Below are 21,457 nucleotides of genomic sequence, written 5' to 3'. Positions count from 1 at the left end.
ACATCAATCTAACCGGGGAATATCGCTGGCCCAAATCCTTAGCGTAGGATTCCGCCCCCTCCCGCAAACGCCCCCACACTGTCCTATTGCCGCCACGATTTTCGGCGAAGCAATCACGCTATGGTAGTTATTAGGCACGCGATCTTTCCTCGTGACACAGCTTCGGTGCTGGGCATCTGGCGTGAGTTCATCGCTAATTCGCCGGTCAATCTCGACTATCAGAATAATGACGCTGAGTTTGCAAACTTGCCTGGGAAGTATGCGGCGCCCAAAGGATGCGTGCTGCTTGCGGACCGGGAGGGGGAAATCGAAGGCTGCGTAGCGATGCGCCAAGTCACACACGAGATATGCGAGATGAAACGACTATATGTTCGTCCCCAGGCTCAGGGACGGCATCTTGGTCGCGCGCTCGCTGAACGTCTGATCGAGGAAGCTCGCACTGTGGGCTACAGCGAAATGAGGCTCGATGTGCAAGCGAAGTTCGTCCCCGCGCGCAAGCTGTATGAGACTCTTGGTTTCGTCGCGGCGGAGCCGATTTCCTTCAACCCGGTTCCCGGCGCATCCTTTCTTGGACTTCACCTGTAGTCGAGTCCGTAGCTATCGACCAGAAAGTGACAAAGGCGGATCAGTCGATATGTTTGCATGTGGACATGAACGCTTGTCCACATAAGGGATCAGCGCAGTGGCTTGCGTTCGTGCCGTTTCTTGCAGAAGCCTAGGAAAGCGGCGCGGGGGCTTTTCAGCTCGGGCTTGCCCATGTCGTGCCACCACGACACCCATTCGTCATAAAGCGCATACACGTCATAGCCTGGCGCGGCCGTCTTGGCGTCGTGCATGGTTTCCGGGTCGATATAGGGCGCATCGTCGCCGGCGTTGGCGAGCGGATCGGGCTTGGACTTGAGGCCCGAGCGGTTGCGGAACAGGATCACGTCATCATTCATCGTCACCGCATAGTCGGGGAAATGGCCGTGGTCCGCGTCATGCTCGCAGACCTTCTTGACCAAGGCCCGGAACACCCGGAGCGGGCTGTTCGAGCCGCATTTCTTTTGCAGCAGCTCCAGGCCGATCTTCCATTCGTCCTTCACGCCGCAATGCTTGCGGGCCAGCTCATACATGCGCCGCTCGAACGGCTTGCGGAGCCGGAAATAGTCGCGGTGAAGCGTCAGAACATTCTTGCTGATGACCGAGCGATAAACCCAATCCGACAGGGTGATTTCCAGATCGAGCATACGGCCGTCGAACGTCTTGCGTGTGATTCTGGCTTCTTCGATCAGCCCGAAAATCCGCGTTTCCTCGACACCGCCCGTCTGGATATTGGTCCGCACCGTGGTCCCGCGCAGGCGGGTGAGGGCGTCGGCCATCAGCCGATAGCCTTCGCCGCTGGTTTGCCGGTTGGTGGCGACGAGCATGTCATAGGCTTGCAGGCGCACCGTGCGGCTAGGTTGCTGGCCCTGATTCATCTTCGCGACGAGCTGCGAAATACAGTAGATCAATATGTCCTTGTCGTGGATCGTCGCCAGCCCCTTGCCCGAGGGGATAATCTCGATAACGTTGCCGTTATGCTCATAGCGCCGCATCCGGTTGTCGGGCTTGGTCGAGAGCGAGAAAACCGGATGCTCCATCGAGGCCATGTCGTCCTTGGGGATGGCGTCGAGAACATCGCAGATGAACAGGTCTTGGTTAGGGTGCCGCACCGGCAGCAGCGGCGTGCGATCGTCGCCGTCCACGGCCATGGACGGCGCGGCGATCGGCGCGTCAAACAGGGAAGGGGCGGAGTCTATCGTCATTTCACTAACGCCACAGCTACTATCGTCATTTCACATACGCAAGCGGATTATCGTCATTTCAGATTCACCCCCGCGCTATCGTCATTCCGATTACGCTTGGAGGGGGCGGGCCTATCGTCAGAGTGGATTCACCCTATCGTCACTCTGGATTCGCTTTTTCGTCAGAGCGGATTCACCGCGCGTCACAAAAACGCCAATTAATACATTATTTTCAACGCACTATAAAACCGCCCAAATCCCGTAACACGACTCTAAACCCATATATTAACACTAGGGCGAGGCTGTGGATAACTTTAGGCTGCCCCGCTTGATGCGACGTTGAAAGGAAGAAAAGCACCGCCTCTTGGGGCTCCGCCCCGCCGGCTCGCGGCCTTCGGCCGCCCCGGATCGCTATGCGATCCTCCCACCCGGCATCCCCAAAATGAGCCGGCTTCGCCGGCACGCTTTTGTTAATTTGGGGTGTGGTGTAACCGTCACACCCCTATCGCCAGCGCATCATTGAACCCAGCCGCCGAAAATGGCTTTCCAGAAAAGCCAAGCGGATATGTGGGCGTTCTGATCGAGAGGGTAGAGGAGGCGGAAACGTCCCCACAGGGGGCGATTTCCGGCCCGCCCGGCCTCATTCCGGGCGTAGGTCAGGGTTTTCGGCGTCGGAACCGCCTATGGCGCTCTACGGGCTTCCCAGGGCCGCCCGATTTTTCCGGCGCGAGATCCACGCACCGTTTAAACGGCCTCACGCCTTGTCGAAGCGGCCCGCGAACTCGCGATCGGCATAGTATTTGAGCTTGGCGGCGACGATCGGCCGTTGCCCCGCGAGGAACAGGAGCTGGTAATCCTCGCGCAGCGTGCGGACTTCATCGGGGGTGAGCAGCGGGCGAGCGACATGCTGCGCGCCGAACGATATGCCGGTTTCGTCGCTGTCGATCGCGCGGCTCATGGTCTCGAACACGACCGTCTCCTGGCCGAGCAGATCGGAGACGAGCTTGGCACTGTCGTGATCGTTGACCCCGAATATCTGCAAGACGCCAGCGTTGGACAAGAAGGTGCCGGCANGAGCAGATCGGAGACGAGCTTGGCACTGTCGTGATCGTTGACCCCGAATATCTGCAAGACGCCAGCGTTGGACAAGAAGGTGCCGGCACGGCGCTCGTAGAGCGCGCGGAGCTGGTGAACGTCTTGCAGGATCGGCCAGAGCTGGATGCCGTAGCCGGCCATGAGGCCCATAGCGCGCTCGACGGGTTCGAGGCGGCCGAGGGCGGCGAACTCATCGAGCAGGAACAGGACGGGGCGGGCGGGGGAGGCCGGCGCGCGCGCCAGATCGGTCAACCCTTGCGCCAGCATCAGGCGCAGCCACCGGGCATAGGTGGCGAGCCGATCGGGCGGCAGCACCAGATAGACGGTTGTGGGCTGCGTCTTCACATCGGCGAAGGTGAAATCCGAGCGGCCCAGCACGGCCGACATGCGCGGGGAATCGAGAAAATGGGTATGGCGCTGCGCGGCCGACAGCACGCCGGCCGCTTCGCGGTCGGACTTGCCCAGGTGGCGGTTGGCGGCACGCGCGATCAGGCCCCGCGCCTGCGTGCTGCGCGACATTTCCCGCAGCATCCTTTGGGAATTATCAGGCGCGAAGGTGAGGCAGTCGCGCAGGGCTTCCAGCGTGTAGTCCTGGCCTTGCGCTTGCGGGTCACAGGCCACCCACAAGAGGATACCGGCGATCAGCGCCTTGGCTTCCTCGTTCCAATGCGCCTCGCCAGCTTCGCCGGGAGCGTCATAGACCAGCGCGTCGGCCAGCGTCATGGCGTCGTCGGCGAGATCGAGGCCGGCAGGGTCGAGGCGATCGAGCGGGTTGAACGCGGCTGAGGGGATGCCCGTCACCCCGAAGGGATCGAGGACATGGACCGGGCCGAACTTCGCGCGATAGCGGGCGGTGATGCGGGCATTCTCGCCCTTGGGGTCGATGCAGATGACCGAACCGGGATAGTCGAGCAGATTGGGAATGATGGTCCCCACGCCCTTGCCGGTGCGCGTCGGCGCGATCGTCAGCAGATGGGCGGGACCGGCGTAGCGCAGCAGCTTGCCCGATTTGCGATCACGGCCGATCAGCAGGTCTTCGCCATTTTGGGCGAGCGGGCGCGTCTCGCGCTCGGTGGCGAAGCGGGCCGAACCGTGGGTGTCATCGCCGGCAGGACCGCCATAGCGCAGGATCAGCGGTTGGAAGAGGGCGCGCAGCGTGACGAGGATGATGACCAGGCTCGTCAGCATCATTACGATTTGGTAGATGTTGGAATCGCGGGGCAGGCCGAGCAGCTTGCCGAGGATCAGCGGCACGCCGAGGCCCAGCACCAGGCCGGTGATGAGGAACAGGACCACCACGCCGAACAGGTGGCGGATCAGCGCGACCGGACTGGTGACGAGGGCCGTGATCGCCCATATCGGCTGTTCGCGCGCGATACGGGCGAGGTTGCGAAGCGCACGGCCGAGCTGGCGGAACCATTCCATCGCCGCTTACCCGTCCGCCCGGATCGTCGCCGGCGAGATCGCTAGCGCCGGGTCGGCGTCGGGATGATCGAGCAGCTTGAGAACGATCGCGGTGGCTAGGGGAGGGGGGACAGCTTCTGCGCGCAGCATGTCGAACAGGGCGTGTTCGTCGGCGTCGAGGTCCATGCCTTCGATCGCGAGATTGGCGCGGGCTTCGGCATCGCCTTCGCGCCACAGAGCGATTTCGGCGGGGGTGCCGCGGACATAATCGAGCGCGCGGACCTCTGCCCGGATCGCTTCGACATCGAGCCTGGTCATGGTGCGTCACTCCCTTCCGCTTCCGCGTCGAACGCGCGTTTGCCGCGCCGCTTCCACAGCGTCAGCATGTTGTCGGCATCCTCGCCCTGGGCGCGCGCGGCGAGATCGAGCATCGCGCCGTAGAGGGTCGCGCGATCATCGTCGGTCAGATCGACGAGGCCGGCTTTGTGGACGAGGCCGCCCAGCTCGATCAGGTGGCGGGTGCGTTCCCTGCGTTGCACAACCCATCCTCTCGTATCGGCGCGGCGCGCGGCGGCTTCAACCCTGCGCCTCGCCTGTGCCAGTTTCGTTTCCGCTTTCCGCGTTGCCAGCAGCGCGTCGCGAACCCTTGCGCCCGCGTCCTTGAAAGAAGGCCGCGCCTTTCGAGCGCCACGCCTCCTTTTCTTCCGTGCTGGCGGATGCGACGGCAGCGAGCAGCGCGCCCGCCAGCACATCGAGATCGAGCGCATCGGCCCCGGTGGTGGTGACGAGTTCGCCGAGCTGCTGGACCTTCCTGGCCTTCAATGTCCTGGCCTTGTCGCCGAGCGCTTTCAGCTCCGCGTCATAGTCCCGCACCTTGCGCATCATCCTCTCCCTCGCGCCCATCAACAGGAACCGCAGCGTAGCATGATCGGCGTGATAGGGTAGCGCGTCCGGCAGAAAATACGGCGAAGTCAATCATGCGAACGGCAGAGAGTGTGAGTGCGCGCTTATACGTCGTTGCCGACGTGCGCTCAGAAGTGCAATAAGCAGGGTGTCATGGCGATCTACCATTTCTCGGCCAAGGTTGTGAGTCGCGCCAACGGATCGAGCGCGGTTGCAAGCGCGGCCTATCGTGCAGCGGAACGGCTGCACGATGATCGACTCGGGCGCGACCATGATTTCTCGAATAAGGCAGGCGTCGTCCATTCGGAAATCATACTGCCCGAAGGCGCACCGGAGCGTTTAAACGACCGCGCTTGCCTGTGGAATGAAGTCGAGGCCGGCGAGAAGCGCAAGGACGCGCAGTTGGCGCGCGAAGTCGAGTTCGCGATCCCGCGCGAGATGAACACGGCTCAGGGCGTGAGCCTCGCCCGCGATTTCGTCGAAAAGCAGTTTGTCGATCGGGGCATGGTCGCGGACCTCAATGTGCATTGGGACAGGGGCAAGGACGGCGAGCCCAAGCCGCACGCGCATGTCATGCTGTCGATGCGCGAGGTTGGCCCCGAGGGCTTCGGGCAGAAGGTGCGCGAGTGGAACAGCAATGCGCTCCTGAAGGAGTGGCGCGAGGCGTGGGCCGATCATGTCAACGAGCGGTTGGCCCAGCTGGATATTGATGCCCGCATAGATCATCGCACGTTGGAGGCGCAGGGCATTGACCTTGAGCCGCAACACAAGATCGGACCGGCTGCGTCGCGGATGCCCGAACAAGGGCTTGAGGCCGAGCGGGCCGAGGACCATGCCCGGATCGCGCGCGAGAATGGCGAGAAGATCATTGCGCGGCCCGAGATCGCGCTGGACGCGATCACCCGGCAGCAGGCGACGTTCACGCGGCGCGACCTGGCGCAGTTCGCGTTCCGGCACAGCGACGGCAAGGATCAGTTCGACCAGGTGATGAGCGCGGTGCGGACCTCGCCCGAGCTGGTGGGGCTGGGCAAGGACGGGCGCGGCGAGGACCGCTTTACCTCCCGCGATATGATCGACACCGAGCAGCGGTTGGAACACGCCGCCGATCGTCTTGCCGACAAGGCGAGGCATGGTCTCCCGGCAGCGTCGCTGCAAAGGGGGCTGGACGCCGCCGGGAGTGAGGGCCTGGTGCTCGGGGGAGAGCAGCAAGCTGCGCTGGCGCATATAACCGGCGAGAAGGATATTGCCATCGTGGTCGGCTACGCCGGCACCGGCAAATCCGCCATGCTGGGGGTCGCGCGCGACGAATGGGAGCGCGCTGGCTACCAGGTGCGCGGCGCGGCGCTGTCGGGGATCGCGGCGGAGAGCCTGGAAGGCGGATCGGGCATCGCCTCGCGCACGATCGCCAGTCTCGAATATCAGTGGGACCAGGGCCGGGAGCTGCTAGGTCCGCGCGACGTGCTGGTGATCGACGAGGCCGGCATGATCGGCACGCGCCAGATGGAGCGGGTGCTGTCGGCGGCCGAGCGGGCGGGCGCGAAGGTGGTGCTGGTCGGCGATCCTGAGCAGTTGCAGGCGATCGAGGCGGGCGCGGCGTTTCGCGCGCTGGCCGAGCGGCATGGGGCGGCCGAGATCAGCGAGGTTCGCCGGCAGCATGAGGACTGGCAGAAAGACGCCACGCGGGCGCTGGCGACGGGCAGGACCGGCAAGGCCGTCCATGCCTATGAGGCGCATGGCATGGTGCAGGCGGCGGACACGCGCGAGCAGGCCCGGGCCGAGCTGGTCGACCGATGGGACGCGCAGCGCAGCGCCGATCCGGACAAGACCCGGATCATCCTCACCCATACCAATGCGGAGGTGCGTGACCTGAACCTGGCCGCGCGCGATCGGCTGCGCGCGTCGGGCGAATTGGGCGACGACGTGCGCGTGTCGGCCGAGCGCGGCGCGCGGGAGTTCGCCAGCGGCGACCGCATCATGTTCCTCAAGAACGAGCGCGGGCTTGGCGTGAAGAACGGTTTGCTGGGCAAGGTCGAGCGGGTGTCGCCCGACAGCATGGCGGTGCGGCTCGACGATGGCCGATCGGTGGCGTTCGACCTCAAGGACTATGCCCATGTCGATCATGGCTATGCTGCCACCATCCACAAATCGCAGGGGGTGACTGTCGATCAGGCGCATGTGCTGGCGACGCCGGGGATGGACCGCCATTCGGCCTATGTGGCGCTGTCGCGGCATCGCGAGGGCGTGCAGCTCCATTATGGCCGCGACGACTTCGCCGACACCGGCAAGCTTGTCCGCACGCTGGGCCGCGAGCGGGCGAAGGATATGGCGTCCGACTATCCGATGTTCCGCGACCGCGACGCCGAGGCGCAATCGTTCGCCGATCGGCGCGGGCTGTCGGGTGAGATCCGCGTTGCGGATGCGCCCGAGCGGAAGGGCGTGGAGATCCTCGCGCCGAGCGCGGGAACTTCACGCCAGATGGGCGACGACCGCGGCGCTGGCGAGGCGAAGGCCGCGGGCGAGGGGCGGCCGCGGCGGGGTATGTTCGACAATTTCCGGCCCGCACCCGAGCGGCCAGCGCCGGCGACCAATCGCGGCCAGGGCGAGAGGCCCAAGCGCGGCATGTTCGACGGGTTGAAGCTGTCGGCCGAGCCGGCGAAGGGCGCGGAGCGCACGCCGGCGTTGCCGGATCGCGGCCAGGATCGGACATTCGCGCGCGCGGTCGAGCGGACCTCGCGTTCGGCCGAGGCGATGTTGCAGGCCCGCGCATCGGGCGGGCCGGTGTTGGAACATCAGAAAGTCGCGCTCGAGCGCGCGACCGAGGCGCTTGACCAGATCAGGCCAGGAGCTTCGCGCGACCTCGCATCGGCGATGCAGCGCGATCCGGCCTTGCTGCGCGACGCGGCGGCGGGACGCAGCGGCCCGATGATCGAAGCGATGGCGCAGGAAGCTCGCGTGCGCACCGATCCGAACTTGCGCGCCGATCGGTTTGTGGAACGCTGGCAACAGCTCTCCCAGGACCGAGACCGCCTCTATCGCGCCGGCGACATGACGGGCCGCGAGAAGGCGGGCAAGGAAATGGCGGGCATGGCGAAAAGCCTTGAGCGCGATCCACAGGTGGAATCGATCCTGCGTAATCGCACCCGCGAGCTGGGGCTTGAGATCGGCATGGAGCGCAGCCCGCAGATGGGCGGCGGCGAGCTGGGCCGCCAGTTGACGCATGAGCTGGGAATCGGCCGCGACCGTGGACTTAGCCGGTAGGGAGAGAAACAAACATGGACGAGGACGAGTATCGCGAACCCCATGCCGGCGACGATCCAGTGGCCGCGTTCGAGCGGTTGCGCGGCGAGGTGTCGTTGCTGCGTCATGCGGTCGAAGGGCTGACCGCCGCGCGCGAGTCCATCGACATTCCCGATTATCAGCCGACGCTTGAGCGTACCGAAAAGGTGCTGGGGGTTCTGGCCCAGCAGATCGCCGCGATGCGGAAAAGCCCTGCCCTGTCGATGGACCCGGCGCATATGGCGGGCGAGATCGCGACGGCGGCGATCGGCGCGCGCCGCGAGGACCAGCGTCTTATCACCGAGGCGCGCACGGCGCTGGACCAGGCCGCGCGTGAGATCGGGAGCCGGCTTGCTTCCGCGCGGCGCGGCGACGAGCAGAATCGCTGGCTATATCTGTTCGGCGGTGGCGGCCTGGTGCTGGGGCTGTTGTTCTATGCCGCGTTGGCGGGGCCGATCGCGCGTCTGACGCCCGATAGCTGGCTATGGCCTGAAGGCGTGGCGACGCGCGTTTTGGACGCGCCGACGCAATGGGAGGGGGGGCAGCGGTTGATGCGGGCCGCTGCGCCGGAGCGCTGGGAGGCGATCGTCGCGACCGACAAGCTGTTGCGCGACAATCGCGAGACGATCGAGACGTGCCGCAAGTCGGCGACGAAGGCAAAGAAGCCGGTGCGCTGCACGATCGAGGTCAAGCCGGCGACAGAATAAGGGTGGATTCCGAGCATGATCGGGGTTGCGCGGGGCGGTAATGTCACGGTACAGGGCCGACCCCGCAGCGCAGGCACTTCGATGCCGCTCATAGGTGCACTCCCGGCAGCCGGGCCGACGAGGGAAAAAGCGCCGTCAGGCGCCAGCGTAGGGGCATCAGCGTGGCAAAGGTGAGCCCCCATACCCAAGCTGCCAGCGCGAGCGGCAAGGGTGTCGTGCGCGATTGTCCTTTGATTTAGCGAGAGAAGGCGCGCTGCACAATTAAAATGCCCCGTATGTAGTGAGTCCCATCTCGTCAACTGCCAATGATTAGACCTCTGGTCGCGCATCGTCTGGCAGGCTTGGACGAATCCTATAAGGATCGGCGCACGGCTTTACGATGAAGCAATCATTCCTAAGCGTCGTTAACCATCCTCTAACGCATGCGATGCGATTATACAGCTATGCTAGAGGTCGCACCGGGGTGAACATGAGCAGCATCTTCAACGACGTCATGGCCGTGCGAAGCGCCATCCTCGACAGGAATGCGGCGCTTCGAAATGTAGCAAGCAGCGCGGGTTCTGTTGGTAGCCCCGGGGGTGCGGGAGCAAAATTCGAAGCAGCGATGGATACCGTGCTTGGAAAGGCGGACGGTGCAGACTCGGTCGTAGGTCCAGGTTCGACCCAAGGGATCTCGGCTGCCGGGCGCGCGGAACCAGGTGGCTTTACCTCTACACTGCAAACACAGCTTCAAAAGATCAATGAAATCAACGCTCGCGCCGGAAAGTTGACGGTTGCCTATGAACGCGGCGAAGAGGTCGATATTGCAAAGGTAATGCTCGCGCGGCAGGAGTCGTCGATCGCGTTCGAGGCGACGTTGCAAGTTCGCAATAAGTTGCTTTCCGCGTATAAGGACATCATGAGCATGCCAGTCTAGCGAAAACCTTGTCGATCATATCATTGTAAGGAAGTCAGATACGAGCATCCCACCGTATCAGCTATGATGGGTTCAGATCGGCATCGAAGGGTATTCTGTTATGAGAAGATCGAGGGCGATTATCACAGCCATGTTTCTGTTACCTCTGGCCGTAACGGCTTGTGGCAGCAGCGAGGAAACGTCGGACATCTCCGAGGATCAGATGAACCATTATGCTGGCATACCGGAGCACGATCACCCGACGAATTCTACAAATGCGACACCGCAGTCGGCTACGCCGAATCCAGCGAAGAAGCAGTAGCGGCCATATTGCCGACCCCTGAAGCTGGATCCGGGCGCAATGTGATCTTGACCGATCAGGAGCCTTTCGGCTTGCGAGCGCTACTGTGCATGCTGATGATCTTCCAGCTGCTCCCCGAGCGCGTTAAGACGCTGGTTGCGACGCCAATACGTTCGGCAACAGCCCCGTTCTTCGGCTCGATCCGATAGCGGTAGGTCTCGGTGGCAAGTGCGACCGGACCCTCAAAGCGAACCTTCACCTTGTAGTCGGAAAATGTAAACGACTTGAAGGCTGCCAGCTCTGGCCCAAGATGATGGGCGAGGTATGTCGCGTAGGTTCCCTCCGAGCCACCCGTTTCGAATATCTGGGAGTCGGCCGCGAAGAGTCGCTCTGTTCCTTTCGCATCGAGCTTTTCAATCGCCGCCTTGTACTGCGACAGTACTGCCTCCACGGCCTTCGTATCCGCGAAGCGCGATGCAGGCTGGGCGGCGACCGCGATCGGCATCGCCAGTGCTGTGGCCATTGCCACCCTAAACGCCAAAATCATGTTTCCCCCTTCAAAATGCCAGATGGTTGAGGCCGCCATGCATGAAGGCGCGCCCCAGGAACCCTTGTACCGATATCGCCAGCGTCATCAAACCGAGCAAACCCCCAATACACCGCGCACGATCGGTCGGGCGCGGTGCGGTGCACTGTGGCCAGTTAGGCGAGGCCTATTCCAAATGTCGCGATCGAGGTGCCGAGCCAGCGGCGGCGGGAAGCTTTTGGTGCTGCTACTCTAGGTCCGCTGGCGGGGCCGATCGCGCACCTTGCACCGGCGAGCTGGCAAATGGCCCGAGCGCATGGCGGCGCGCGTGCTGGATGAACCCACCCTTTGGGATGCCGGCCAGCATCTGATGGTCAGCGCATCGCAGCCGAGCTGGGAGGTGATAGTCACGGCCGACAGGGTCTTGCGCGACAATCGCGAGACGATCAAGGGATGCCGCAAAGCCGCTGTGAAGGCGAAGCAGGCGGTGCGCTGCACGATCCAGAAAAAGGCGGCGGAATAGCTACGGACGCCTCCCGGCTCAGCCGCAAGAGGTGATGGTCTCCGTCATGGACTCGCATCGGTGCTAGTGAGCCGATGCCCTGCCCCGATCGCCGCGACGGTTCCAGGCGAACCCGATCGCGATAGCCACCGCCATCAGGAGCTGCGCCAGCACGGATTGCCATGTAGGGAACAGGCCAAGTATTGAGAGCCTGGGCACATCGCGAAGCGGCGCTATGGCAATGATGCCCGCCTCTTGGAGAGCGGAAACCCCCTTGCCCGCGAGCACGACCGTCAGGATCGCCATCAGCCAGGAGCTGTAGCGGAAGAACTGCGTGATCGGCAGCGTGCGGCTGTAGCGAAGCATGGCCCAGGCGATCACCGCAAGCAGGAGAACGGCCGAGCCCGCCCCGGCCAGCAGCACGGGACCGTTTCCTTGCGACCAGAGCGCCGCGTAGAACAGGATTGTCTCAAAGACCTCCCGATAGACCACCACGAACGCCAGCCCGAACAGGAACCAGCCCGATCCTCCGGTGAGCGCCCGTGACATTTTTTCCCGGATATAGCGTTGCCACTGATCGGCTTGCGCCTTGCCGTGCATCCATATTCCAACCGAGAGCAGCACGACCGCAGCGAACAGCGACCCAAACCCTTCGGTCAGCTCCCGGCTCGCGCCGCTGATCCCGATTGCATAGGTGGCCACCACCCAGGTGATCCCCCCGGCAACGAGCGCGCTGATCCAACCGCCATGCACGTATCGCAGCGCCTCTCCTCGCTCCGCCTTGCGAAGGAACGCGATCATGGCGACGACGATGAGCAAGGCTTCGAGCCCCTCGCGCAGCAAGATCGTGAATGCGCCCAGGAACGTGGACGCTTCCGTGGCGGCATCAGGCGCCAGCGCCGCTTCCGCATCGTCGAACAGCCCGTCGAGCACTGACACCTTTTCCGCGAGCTCGTTGGGCGAGGCACCGCGGTCGATCGCGGCGCGAAACTCGCCCATCGCGCCTTCGATCCGGCCCATCAGCGCCGCGTCGCGCGCGGTGAGCGTTGGTTCGACCGGCTCGAACCCGTCGAGATAAGCCGACAAGGCCAGCTCCCTCGCCCCGCGCGCATCGCCACGCCGCGCTGCCGCTAGGCTTTGGGCGAGCTTGGCGCGCGCAACCGCAAGCGAGCCAGGCGCGTGTTGCATCACCTGATCGGGATGGCGGCGGAGATAGGCCATGACCGCATCGGCCTTCGCTTCGCCAATCGAGGTGGCGAGCGCGGCCGGGGTGAGCGCGACGAGGGTTTTCAGGTCCGGTATGCGCTGGCGAAGCGCCGGGTTTGACTTCCACAGCCGCTCGCCTTCGCGCGCCTGTTCGTCGGTGAAGGCGAAGCTCCCGGCGCGGAAGGCGAGCGCCCAGCGCTGATCGTTCGCCACATCGGCGAAGCTCTGCATCCCTGTCCCGTCGATCCCTTGCGTCACCACCTGATAGAGCGCGAACACGCTTCGCTGGCGGGCGCGCTCGGCATCAGTGAACGCGATCGGCGGCGGATCGAGCTTGGCGGCGTCGGGGCCATGCCCGTCGCCCGTCATGCCGTGGCAGGACGCGCAGGATTGTCGAAACAGCGCATCGGCCGAGGCGAGGTCCGGAGCCTTGTCGGGCGCGAGCGGCACTGGATAGGCGCGCAGCAGATCAGCCGCCAGCCCGTGCGCGGTGGTCGCCACCTGTTCAGCCGATGCCTTGCGCGCGATCATCCCTTGCAGGTTGTCGGCTCCTTGAACCAGCGCCGGCCGTTCCGGCTTCGCCGGCAGATCGCGCAGCCGCGTCGTAACGGACGCGGAGAACTCGTTCATCTCGGCATACTCGGCCGCGCTCTTGACCCGGCCCTCGGCAACCGCACCGCCATAATCGACGGCGATATAGTCGAGCAGCCGCCATGCGGTTTGCACGTCGCCGGGTTCGGCCATTGTCGCGGCCGGGATGAACAGCGCGGTGAGCGTGATGGCAAGCCGCAGGAGGACAAGTTTGAGACGCGTCACTTCATATTATCTTTGTCTCGATGCGATGCAGCTTAGCCGCAGGCCACCAACGATCCTGCGAAGGAATCGCATTAGCATGCTGGACCGTACCGGAACAGTGTCGATGCTCGCTTAAAGCTGTAGCCGCGGTCCACCGCCCCCGTCATCACCCCCGCCGCCTGAATGACCGCCCGGATAGAACTCGGTACCTGGACTGCGCCATGCTGTGCCCCTCCTCTCTGGAGGCGAGTAAGGCCTCAAATTACGTATTTGTCCCAGCTCGCATAATGTTCGGGGCTGCGCTTGCCGCGCGGCAGGCTGAGCCCGATGAGCGCGATTCCCACGACCACCGACACGATCGCCCCAAGGGGGCCGGCCCCTGTCAGCAGGAACGGGGCAGCGACGAGCCATGCCCCGAACGCGACATTGATGAAGCGCAGCGCGCGAGCGACCTCCGCGGTGGCGATGATCGCCACGGTGATGACCAGCGCGCCGACGACATGGTCGCTGTTCGCCATCTCGCCTTCGTTCCCCAGGATCACCCGCGTCAGCATCAGGAAGGCGCCGAGCACGATACTGGCCGCCAGCGTCCACGGCAGCGTCAGCCCGCGCTTCGCATCCGCCCAGAAGGTAGAAGGCGAGGCCATCACGTCGGATGCGTCCTCGGCCCCCGCCTCGACCGCGTCGCCCTGGAAGAAGGTGCGGATCAGCGGCTTGCCGCGGCGCTTCGCCCAGGCGAGGAACTGGCCCATGGCAATGACCTCGTCCAATGCGAACGGGATCATGATCAGCATGGCGAGCGCGGCGATCAGCGCCAGCGTGCTCCACGTGCCGATGACGATCGGCTGGCTGATGATGAAATAGATGCTGACGACGCCGAGCGGAATGACGAGAATGCCGAAGAAGGTCACCATCCACGGCATGGTCCGCCAGCGGTCGCGGGTGCCCATCACCGCCATAAGAATTTCGAGCACGTAGCTGACTGTACCAAGACCGCCGTCGGGGATCGGCCAAGCCTTCGACATGTCGGATGTAATGATCTCCTCGGTCCCATTACGCGGGTCGGCCAGCGATCCAGCAAAGAACGGCTCCCACACAGTATCGATGTGGCCTAACTGGTAGGCCGTCAGGATACGCGAGGTCAGAAGCCCAATCAGCGCCATGGCGACGATCGGCAGCCGCTGCGCGTCCGTCGATGGCGAATAGGTCCAGCCAGGCGGGATGTTCTTGGGGTCCATCATGCCCGCCATGCTCATGCCCGGCATCATGGGGACCAGCACCGACAACGCGATCACGGCCGAGCCGATGAGCAGGTTGTTGTTGTACTGCGCGGCGCTCGGGCTCCAGAAGATCAGCGGCGCGAAGAACAGCCAGATGCCGATGAACGCGACAGCCCACTGCGCCCATGTCTTGGTGCGCGGGGCGAGCGACAGCGCGCCGAACAGCGCGATGGCGAGCCCGCTGACGACATCGCTGATAGCCAGTGCGCTGGCCCGCCATTCGATCGAAGGCAGCCCGCGATCGACGGTTACGAAACGCGCGGCTTCGCCGACGCTCTGCGTGGTCATGGAATCATAGATGAGCGGGCTGGAGGCGAGCCACAGACCGAGACCGATGTTGGCGTAAAGCGCCCAGCGTGCACGGCGCTCATCGCGGTCCATCAAGGCCATGTGATCGCCGTGCCCGCCGTGGTCCGACATGGCCGCGACCGCGGCGCCGGACCCGTGCCCCATCGCCGCGTGGTCCATTTTGCTGTGATCCATCCCGCCGTGATCTATGCCGCCCGTTCCGGCGGCCGCTGCGGGCTGGTGGTGGCCAGACCCCGCAAGCTCGGCCTCTGGCTCTTCATCCCACGCGACCAGGTTCTCGTTGAGCTTGTTGTTCCGGTACCAGGCCCGCGGATGCCGCTTGAGCGCAGCGACGATCGCCGGGAGCGTGTCGCGAAGGCTGTGCTTCGGTTCCCACCCGAGCAGCGACCGTGCGCGCGAGATGTCGAGGATATAGTGGTCGTTGCTGCTGTCGATCATCCAGGGCTGGATAAAGTCGTCGCTGCCGAGCGCTTCGTTCTGCAGGATGATCCCGGCCTTCGCGAGCGGCTGCGGGATGCGGATCGTCTTCCAGCCCTCGCCGTGGAGCGCCTCCCCGACGATGTCCTGGATCTCGGCATAGCCGGGCGGGTCGGGTTCGCCGACGAGCAGCGGCAGTTCTGACGGCAAGTCGTGCCGCCGATCGACGAGGCGCACCACGGCGTCGGCCAAGTCCTCGCGGTGCACCGATGACTGTGCCGCGCACAGCATGCCGGGATAGAAATGCGAGATCAGGCGGTGCTCGTAGATCTGCGATATCTGCTGCGCGAGAAACGCCGAGCGCCCGTCGTCGTCGTAAACTCCTGCGGCGCGGAGGAAGACGACGGGGATGTTCCCGTGGCGCTCATGCAGCAATGCCTCGGTGTCGACCTTGGACTGCGGATACGCCCAGGACGCACCGATTGGCGACTCCTCGCTGATGCGCTCCTCCGGAGTGGCGGTCGGCTTATGGACCAGCATCGTGCTGGCGAAGACGAATTGCTCGACCTCGAACGATTGCAGCCCGTCAATCAGCCGGCGGGTGCCCTGGACTGTCACCTTGTCATAGAGCGGGTTAGGCTTGCCGGTTATGTCGTAATAAGCGGCGAGGTGGATAACCGACGCGATGCGGGCGCCGTATCGTGCGCGCACCTCCTCGAGCGCGGCGCGGACCGCCTCGTCGGACCCGAGATCGATGGCGACCGCGGCCGCAGGAGGCGGCGGGTCCGGAGGACCGGCACGATCGAGTCCGACGACCGTGTAGCGTTCGCCGAGCCGGGCAATGAGCGCGGCGGCTATGAAACCGCTCGCACCCGTGATGAGGACGATCTCAGGAGCACCCTTGCCGCTCCCGGGCTCGCTGCGTTCGACGTCGGTCATGACTCTGCCACCCTCGTTCGTTCACCTTTGAATACATCAACAGACCCAGCAGAGCTAACCTCACCTACATGCCCGATGCGGGCGGTGCGAGGGTGCCGAGCCATGCTACGAGCGCCAAGATACCAATCACGCAGGTTGTCTCGACCGCCAGGCTGACCCGCAGCGTCATAAGCGCTCCGTCATGATCGTTCATGGCAATCGAGCGTTCGAAGGCCGGCGTGAGGCGGAACCGATTAAGCGACGCGAGTCCCAGCATCGCTGCGAACAAGACCAGCTTGGCGAGCAGCAGCAAGCCGTAGAGCGTCGTGCCCAAGGCCGTGAAATTGGCTGGGCCCACGAGCAGCCAGCTGTTGATCAAGCCGGTGATCACTAAAATGGCAACCACGAGCGTGCCCACCGCCCCGAAGCCGTGCAGCGCCCGATGGGTAAGCTGAAGGTGCGCGGCATCGATCGCCTCGGCGCGGCGCATCATCAGGAGAAGCAATCCGAACAGTGCGCCAACCCATATACCGCCTGCGAGGAGATGGAGAATGTCCGCGCCCAGGTGAAGCCATCCGGTGCTTCCCTCGTCCATGGCACCGTGCCCGTTCCACGCGAGTGTCGCCAACGCCGTAGCGGCGGCAATCATGGCCATCGCCAGCCATGATGCTCTGCCTCGCGCCAGTAGGACCGCGCCCCCGGCAATGACCAGCGCTACCATGCGCACCTTCCAGGCGGAGCCAACCGGTGGCCCTCCGAGCAAGGCAGCCACCGCGGCCTCGTCGACCGGCCAGAATGGAGATCCGGCCATCGACGAGGCCATGAGGATCAGGCCAGCGGCTGAAAGCAGCAACCCGAGCACAGCACTTCCCGAAAGCCAAGGCCGCAGAGCGATTGCATCCTCGCGCTCGCCGAGCCGAAGGCCATAGAGGCTGAACGCCGACAGGCCGAACAGCACCGCCAGGACGAGGTATAACGCCAAGCGGATGGCGACGGTCGGCCAGTCAATCATCCGCTCACTTCACCGTGAAGGTGTAGCTGCCAGTGATTTTGTGCGTGTCGCCGGAAACGACCTGCCAGTCGACGTTGTAACGCCCACGCGGGAGACGCTGCTTCGGGATGATCGTGAGCGTACGCCCGTCGGAGCCGACCGCGGCGCTGCTCGGCATCTTCATGGCCGCCATGCCAGGCATCGCGGCCATGATCAGTTCGGCCTTGGAGAAAGCAGGCACGAGTTTCTCGCTGAACTGGAGGCTGATCTTCTCCGGGGTCGCGACCGCCGCGTTGGCGGCGGGGCTGGCGGACACCAGCTTCGGGTGCGCGTTTGCCACGCCGCCTGCGAAGAACAAGGCGGCGGCAGCAGTCGTGATGAACAAGCGACGCATGCGGGTAATCTCCATTTCCGTTGAGTTCACCTGTATTACGCAGCAGGACGGGTCACCCCTCACGATCTTTTTTCGTGCCGCCGCACCCTCTTGATGAGGGGGAAGCGGCATCGGCACGTATTCACAAGGGAGTACAAAGCGCTTTCTACCTGCGCCTACCGCCCGAATGAGTAGGGCCGCGGGCCCGCCGGGCGCATGCGCGGGGTAATGATGAGGTTGCGGTTGACCAATCAAGGCTGGACTGGCGATCCCGAGGAGGTCATCGACTGTCTGATTGTGGGCGGCGGTCCCGCTGGCCTCACGACCGCGATCTATCTTTCCCGCTTTCTCAGGAGCTGCGTCGTTTACGACGCGGCGGCGGGGCGCGCCGCCTCCATCCCGCGCTCGCACAACCTCCCAGGATTTCCCGGCGGCATTTCCGGCGTCACGTTTCTTGCGCGCCTGCAGGCTCAGCTGCATGAATATGGCGGTACGGTCCAGAGCGGTGAGATCGACGCGATCGTCGCATCAGGCGATCACTTCTCGGCAAGTTGCGGACCGAACGTCCTGTACGCGCGGACCGTCGTGCTCGCGACGGGTGTCGTCAATCGACGTCCCGAGATGCCCGATGCGATGCATGACATCGGCGTCGCGCGTGGCCTTCTCCGCTACTGCCCGATTTGCGATGGTTATGAGGCTCGGCGGATGAGCGTGGCGGTGCTCGGCTGCGACCGCCATGGCGCTGAAGAAGCCGAATTCCTGCGCGCTTATGGTGCCAAGGTCACGCTTCTCGCCGAACGGTCGCTCGACCTCGCACCGACCGAATTTGCCAGGCTGACCCAGCAGGGCGTCGATGTCGCGCCCTCGCCTGTCGAGCAGCTGCGTCTTGGCGATTGTGTCGAGGTTCGATTGGCCAATGGCCTGGAGCTACAATTCGACACGCTTTACCCTGCGCTCGGCTCATCGCCTCGAACAGGGCTTGCCACTTCGCTGGGCGCGAAGCTCGCGGCAACGGGATGCGTGCTGACCGACGCCCACCAACAAACCTCGGTTGCCGGCCTCTACGCGGTTGGTGACGTTGTGGAAGGGCTCGATCAGATCAGCGTCGCGACCGGACAAGCAGCGGTCGCTGCGACCGCAATCCATAACCTGTTGCGCGACCGCGACAGCGGATTGGCATCCGCCATGGCCGGGCTGTGGCCGGCTCAGGGCCTACCGCCGACCTAGGGTGAGCCATTGGCAGTGCAACGAGTGAAAGCCCTAAACCGGAGCGCTGATTCGTACCACACGGCGATCGGCGACACGGCCCTTCTCGGTTCGATGATCCCGCACCACGATGGTGCGCGCGCGCAGGCGGCGTGGCCGTCGAAACTGTGCGCTACCCCCGGCGCCGGGGGTTAATCGATACGCCAAAGCGGCTGAACGGTCCGACGCAAAGGCCGGAACATTTCAGGTTCGTACCTCTTACTTAGACAGGGGGTGACCGCTACCTGAACAGGAGAGAACCATGCACCACATGCAAGAGATGATCGCCACGCATCCGGACGTGAAGGGAAACACGAACGACGCACTGATCCGCTGTATTGAGGAGTGCTACTCATGTGCTCAGATCTGCACGTCGTGCGCTGATGCCTGTCTGGCGGAAGAGATGGTCGCGCAGCTTCGCCAGTGCATTCGTCTGAACCTCGACTGCGCCGACATCTGCCTGGCGGCAGGTTCTCTCGGCACCCGCCGCACCGGCAGCAATGAGCAAGCGCTGGTCGCGGCTCTTCAAGCCTGCGCCATCGCCTGCGGGCTGTGCGCGGAGGAATGCGAGAAGCATGCGAGCACGCACGAGCATTGCCGCATCTGCGCTGAACACTGCCATCGCTGCGAGCAGGCCTGCAGCGAAGCAGTTCAGTCGATCCGCTGATCAGTCAAAGGGCGCGTCCTCGGTGAAGACGCGCCCTCGGCCGTGCCTGTTCAGAAAACGACCGCTTTATGCGCACAGCCGGACCGGTTCAGAATGCCAAGTGGTATATTCCGCCGTGCATGAAGGTTCCGCCAAGGAATCCCTGGATGGAGATAGCGAGCGTCATCAGGCCAAGCACCACCCAGTACAACGTCCGCGACCGCTCGGGAACCTTACGGTGGCGCGCTGGCATCCAAGCCAGCGCGACGCCGAAGACCGCGATCAAGGTCCCGAGCCAGCGATGCGTCATCAGGATCGGGTTGCGATCGGTCAGGTAGAACCCGCCCGCGAACCAACCCAGAAACGCCGCCGCGATCGCGCCTAGCGCGCCGACTACCAACATGATGTGGGCGACATGCTGATAGTCGCGGTTGCGGCGCCACAACCCGAACAGCTCCACCCCGAACGCACCGATGAACAGTGCGATGGGAAAATGAATGACCATGGTGTGCAGCCGGCCCAGCCAGCTCACAAGCCGTTCACCGAAACTCTTGTTCTTGTTGGCGGTCTCCTCGTGCATGCCGCCCATGTCCATGTCGTCGCCGGCGATGTCGCGGCCGCCCATGTTCATGTCCACGGTCGACATAGAGCCCATGCCCATGTGGCCGTCGCCAGCGTCTGCTCCATCCTTTTTCTGAGTCTCGACTGCGCTGTTAGCACCTGGCCCGGCCCCGAGCGCATCGTGATCTTCATGCGCCGCTGCCGATGTGCTTACTGACATTGCAACCGCAAGGAGCAAAGCGAAGGCTCCGCTTCGTTTACCGCGCATCACCCAACCCCTTGTTTCGTGTTCATCAATGCCCGTTTGCCTCACCCGGCCAAATCCTTTCGTGAAACCCATCGCCCGCTCTTCAAGACGAACTGGGCCGTGGAGCTACACCAGCTGCGGCGACCGCGTCTGCCGCCCCAGCCTGAAAAAACCGCCGATCAGCTGCCGTGGCGCGCGAACAGGCGGCGCCCGCCGGGACCGAAGGCGACCACGTCATAGGCCTGCGTCTTGACGCCCGGCACTTCCATTCCCGGCGAGCCGAGCGGCATACCGCCGACCGCGAGGCCTCGCACACCCTTGGGCCGGGTCGCGAGAGCCCGCTTCATATCGGCAATCGGCACGTGGCCCTCGAAAGCCATGCCATCGGCGATTGCTGTGTGGCAGGACGAGACGTCCGCAGGGACCCCCGCGCGCTTCTGCAGCGCCGGGCGATTGGAATCATCGACGACGCGCACCTGGCGCCCGAGCTGCCGCTGCACCTGCGCTGCCCACTTGGCGCAACAGCCGCAGCCGGGATCGCGGTGCATAACGATCGGGGTGGCCGCGCTGACGGCAACCGGAACCAACAAGGCTGCGGCAGTAAGCGCGGATCGTAAAGCTGTCTTCATGGAAAAACTCCTTGGTCATTCCTCCCGCCCCCTCGTGGGGCGGGAGGAACGAAGATTATCACTGAGGTCGCTTGCTCATCGACCGGAGCATCGCCTGGAGTTCACCGATGCTCTTGTTTTGCTCGGCAATAGACTTCTGAGCCATTTGCCGGGTCTTCGCATCGGGCGCCTCGCGGAGAACGATCTGCGACATGGCAATCGCACCGCGGTGATGCTCGATCATCTTGCGGGCCCACGTCTCATTTGCATTGGCGCCTTTGGCCCTCATCATCTTCTCGTGCATCGCCATCTCGGCGGGCATGAAGGGCGTGTTCATGCCAGGCATGTTGTCGTGGTTCATGCCCTGCATTTTCGAGTGGTCCATGCCTTGCATCTGCTGCTGAGCCAAAGCCGGGCTCGCTGCCATCGCCGCCAGAGCCAGAGCTGTAAGTGTCTTAAACATTGCCTGCTCCTTCTTGGACTTAG

Annotated in this window: 19 protein-coding genes and 1 pseudogene; 7 read left to right on the top strand and 13 right to left on the bottom strand. The window is 64.0% G+C overall.

The window, feature by feature from the left end; translation table 11 throughout:
- Positions 1 to 165: 165 nt before the first annotated feature.
- Positions 166 to 585, top strand: coding sequence for a GNAT family N-acetyltransferase (locus AC58EF_RS25550; protein WP_231472260.1), 420 nt, complete (start codon positions 166 to 168; stop codon positions 583 to 585).
- 89 nt (positions 586 to 674) lie between these two features.
- Here AC58EF_RS25550 and AC58EF_RS25545 read toward each other — a convergent pair whose 3' ends face one another.
- The 5 genes and pseudogenes from AC58EF_RS25545 to AC58EF_RS25525 all read right to left on the bottom strand — a co-directional run bounded on the left by AC58EF_RS25545 (position 675) and on the right by AC58EF_RS25525 (position 5,147).
- Positions 675 to 1,787 (bottom strand): replication initiator protein A, encoded by a 1,113-nt coding sequence (locus AC58EF_RS25545; RefSeq protein ID WP_062069515.1) that lies wholly within the window; start codon positions 1,785 to 1,787, stop codon positions 675 to 677.
- 733 nt (positions 1,788 to 2,520) lie between these two features.
- Positions 2,521 to 4,286 (bottom strand): annotated as a pseudogene (locus tag AC58EF_RS25540) (type IV secretory system conjugative DNA transfer family protein).
- Between the two features lie 6 nt (positions 4,287 to 4,292).
- The gene (locus AC58EF_RS25535) at positions 4,293 to 4,583 is read right to left on the bottom strand and encodes a hypothetical protein (protein WP_062346066.1); all 291 of its coding nucleotides are present in this window, start codon (positions 4,581 to 4,583) and stop codon (positions 4,293 to 4,295) included.
- The gene (locus AC58EF_RS25530; RefSeq protein WP_066268892.1) at positions 4,580 to 4,804 is read right to left on the bottom strand and encodes a conjugal transfer protein TraD; all 225 of its coding nucleotides are present in this window, start codon (positions 4,802 to 4,804) and stop codon (positions 4,580 to 4,582) included. The genes AC58EF_RS25535 and AC58EF_RS25530 overlap by 4 nt, the downstream gene beginning before the upstream one ends.
- A 37-nt stretch (positions 4,805 to 4,841) precedes the next feature.
- Positions 4,842 to 5,147, bottom strand: a complete 306-nt coding sequence (locus AC58EF_RS25525) for a conjugal transfer protein TraD (protein WP_066268908.1) — start codon at positions 5,145 to 5,147, stop codon at positions 4,842 to 4,844.
- Between the two features lie 174 nt (positions 5,148 to 5,321).
- Here AC58EF_RS25525 and traA point away from each other — a divergent pair, with 174 nt between their 5' ends.
- The 3 genes from traA to fliE all read left to right on the top strand — a co-directional run bounded on the left by traA (position 5,322) and on the right by fliE (position 10,067).
- Complete coding sequence (traA, locus tag AC58EF_RS25520; protein ID WP_066268888.1) at positions 5,322 to 8,426, top strand: Ti-type conjugative transfer relaxase TraA; 3,105 nt, start codon at positions 5,322 to 5,324, stop codon at positions 8,424 to 8,426.
- Between the two features lie 14 nt (positions 8,427 to 8,440).
- Positions 8,441 to 9,151, top strand: coding sequence for a DUF6118 family protein (locus AC58EF_RS25515; protein WP_066268885.1), 711 nt, complete (start codon positions 8,441 to 8,443; stop codon positions 9,149 to 9,151).
- 469 nt (positions 9,152 to 9,620) lie between these two features.
- Positions 9,621 to 10,067, top strand: coding sequence for a flagellar hook-basal body complex protein FliE (gene fliE, locus AC58EF_RS25510; RefSeq protein WP_251652458.1), 447 nt, complete (start codon positions 9,621 to 9,623; stop codon positions 10,065 to 10,067).
- A gap of 356 nt (positions 10,068 to 10,423) precedes the next feature.
- Here the strand turns inward: fliE and AC58EF_RS25505 are convergent, their stop codons facing one another.
- Positions 10,424 to 10,933 (bottom strand): YybH family protein, encoded by a 510-nt coding sequence (locus AC58EF_RS25505; RefSeq protein WP_235209630.1) that lies wholly within the window; start codon positions 10,931 to 10,933, stop codon positions 10,424 to 10,426.
- Between the two features lie 256 nt (positions 10,934 to 11,189).
- On the opposite strand from AC58EF_RS25505, the gene AC58EF_RS25500 reads away from it, so the two are divergent.
- A complete protein-coding gene (locus AC58EF_RS25500; protein ID WP_051519908.1) occupies positions 11,190 to 11,396 on the top strand; it encodes a DUF6118 family protein in 207 nt (68 codons plus the stop codon).
- A 63-nt stretch (positions 11,397 to 11,459) separates the two neighbouring features.
- Here the strand turns inward: AC58EF_RS25500 and AC58EF_RS25495 are convergent, their stop codons facing one another.
- The 4 genes from AC58EF_RS25495 to copC form a co-directional block, all read right to left on the bottom strand.
- Positions 11,460 to 13,325 carry a cytochrome c/FTR1 family iron permease gene (locus tag AC58EF_RS25495; protein WP_082736289.1) on the bottom strand — a complete coding sequence of 622 codons (1,866 nt, stop codon included), beginning with the start codon at positions 13,323 to 13,325 and terminating at the stop codon, positions 11,460 to 11,462.
- Positions 13,326 to 13,633: 308 nt separating this feature from the next.
- Complete coding sequence (locus AC58EF_RS25490; protein WP_037475977.1) at positions 13,634 to 16,321, bottom strand: vitamin K epoxide reductase family protein; 2,688 nt, start codon at positions 16,319 to 16,321, stop codon at positions 13,634 to 13,636.
- 64 nt (positions 16,322 to 16,385) lie between these two features.
- Positions 16,386 to 17,312 (bottom strand): copper homeostasis membrane protein CopD, encoded by a 927-nt coding sequence (copD, locus tag AC58EF_RS25485; protein WP_037475979.1) that lies wholly within the window; start codon positions 17,310 to 17,312, stop codon positions 16,386 to 16,388.
- 4 nt (positions 17,313 to 17,316) lie between these two features.
- Positions 17,317 to 17,685 carry a copper homeostasis periplasmic binding protein CopC gene (gene copC / locus AC58EF_RS25480; RefSeq protein WP_037475981.1) on the bottom strand — a complete coding sequence of 123 codons (369 nt, stop codon included), beginning with the start codon at positions 17,683 to 17,685 and terminating at the stop codon, positions 17,317 to 17,319.
- A 222-nt stretch (positions 17,686 to 17,907) separates the two neighbouring features.
- On the opposite strand from copC, the gene AC58EF_RS25475 reads away from it, so the two are divergent.
- Both AC58EF_RS25475 and AC58EF_RS25470 read left to right on the top strand, forming a co-directional pair.
- The gene (locus tag AC58EF_RS25475) at positions 17,908 to 18,891 is read left to right on the top strand and encodes an FAD-dependent oxidoreductase (protein ID WP_037475983.1); all 984 of its coding nucleotides are present in this window, start codon (positions 17,908 to 17,910) and stop codon (positions 18,889 to 18,891) included.
- Positions 18,892 to 19,171: 280 nt separating this feature from the next.
- Complete coding sequence (locus AC58EF_RS25470; RefSeq protein WP_082736288.1) at positions 19,172 to 19,576, top strand: four-helix bundle copper-binding protein; 405 nt, start codon at positions 19,172 to 19,174, stop codon at positions 19,574 to 19,576.
- An 88-nt stretch (positions 19,577 to 19,664) separates the two neighbouring features.
- Here AC58EF_RS25470 and AC58EF_RS25465 read toward each other — a convergent pair whose 3' ends face one another.
- The 3 genes from AC58EF_RS25465 to AC58EF_RS25455 form a co-directional block, all read right to left on the bottom strand.
- The gene (locus AC58EF_RS25465) at positions 19,665 to 20,456 is read right to left on the bottom strand and encodes a DUF2231 domain-containing protein (RefSeq protein WP_231725740.1); all 792 of its coding nucleotides are present in this window, start codon (positions 20,454 to 20,456) and stop codon (positions 19,665 to 19,667) included.
- An 86-nt stretch (positions 20,457 to 20,542) separates the two neighbouring features.
- Positions 20,543 to 20,992: a DUF411 domain-containing protein gene (locus AC58EF_RS25460; RefSeq protein WP_047100380.1), complete on the bottom strand. Its 450-nt coding sequence runs from the start codon at positions 20,990 to 20,992 to the stop codon at positions 20,543 to 20,545.
- A 58-nt stretch (positions 20,993 to 21,050) separates the two neighbouring features.
- Positions 21,051 to 21,434 (bottom strand): DUF305 domain-containing protein, encoded by a 384-nt coding sequence (locus tag AC58EF_RS25455; protein ID WP_037472990.1) that lies wholly within the window; start codon positions 21,432 to 21,434, stop codon positions 21,051 to 21,053.
- Between the last annotated feature and the right edge of the window lie 23 nt (positions 21,435 to 21,457).

This window comes from Sphingobium sp. WR1 (genome assembly GCF_059693745.1).
This window is presented reverse-complemented; position numbering and strand designations above follow the sequence as displayed.

Bases quoted from the DNA above. Each gene is read 5' to 3' on its own strand.
- AC58EF_RS25545 (WP_062069515.1), bottom strand. From the start codon at position 1,787: ATGACGATAGACTCCGCCCCTTCCCTGTTTGACGCGCCGATCGCCGCG.
- AC58EF_RS25535 (WP_062346066.1), bottom strand. From the start codon at position 4,583: ATGACCAGGCTCGATGTCGAAGCGATCCGGGCAGAGGTCCGCGCGCTC.
- AC58EF_RS25525 (WP_066268908.1), bottom strand. From the start codon at position 5,147: ATGCGCAAGGTGCGGGACTATGACGCGGAGCTGAAAGCGCTCGGCGAC.
- traA (WP_066268888.1), top strand. From the start codon at position 5,322: ATGGCGATCTACCATTTCTCGGCCAAGGTTGTGAGTCGCGCCAACGGA.
- AC58EF_RS25515 (WP_066268885.1), top strand. From the start codon at position 8,441: ATGGACGAGGACGAGTATCGCGAACCCCATGCCGGCGACGATCCAGTG.
- fliE (WP_251652458.1), top strand. From the start codon at position 9,621: ATGAGCAGCATCTTCAACGACGTCATGGCCGTGCGAAGCGCCATCCTC.
- AC58EF_RS25505 (WP_235209630.1), bottom strand. From the start codon at position 10,933: ATGGCGGCCTCAACCATCTGGCATTTTGAAGGGGGAAACATGATTTTG.
- AC58EF_RS25500 (WP_051519908.1), top strand. From the start codon at position 11,190: ATGGCGGCGCGCGTGCTGGATGAACCCACCCTTTGGGATGCCGGCCAG.
- AC58EF_RS25495 (WP_082736289.1), bottom strand. From the start codon at position 13,325: ATGGCCGAACCCGGCGACGTGCAAACCGCATGGCGGCTGCTCGACTAT.
- AC58EF_RS25490 (WP_037475977.1), bottom strand. From the start codon at position 16,321: ATGACCGACGTCGAACGCAGCGAGCCCGGGAGCGGCAAGGGTGCTCCT.
- copD (WP_037475979.1), bottom strand. From the start codon at position 17,312: ATGATTGACTGGCCGACCGTCGCCATCCGCTTGGCGTTATACCTCGTC.
- copC (WP_037475981.1), bottom strand. From the start codon at position 17,685: ATGCGTCGCTTGTTCATCACGACTGCTGCCGCCGCCTTGTTCTTCGCA.
- AC58EF_RS25470 (WP_082736288.1), top strand. From the start codon at position 19,172: ATGCACCACATGCAAGAGATGATCGCCACGCATCCGGACGTGAAGGGA.
- AC58EF_RS25465 (WP_231725740.1), bottom strand. From the start codon at position 20,456: ATGGGTTTCACGAAAGGATTTGGCCGGGTGAGGCAAACGGGCATTGAT.
- AC58EF_RS25460 (WP_047100380.1), bottom strand. From the start codon at position 20,992: ATGAAGACAGCTTTACGATCCGCGCTTACTGCCGCAGCCTTGTTGGTT.
- AC58EF_RS25455 (WP_037472990.1), bottom strand. From the start codon at position 21,434: ATGTTTAAGACACTTACAGCTCTGGCTCTGGCGGCGATGGCAGCGAGC.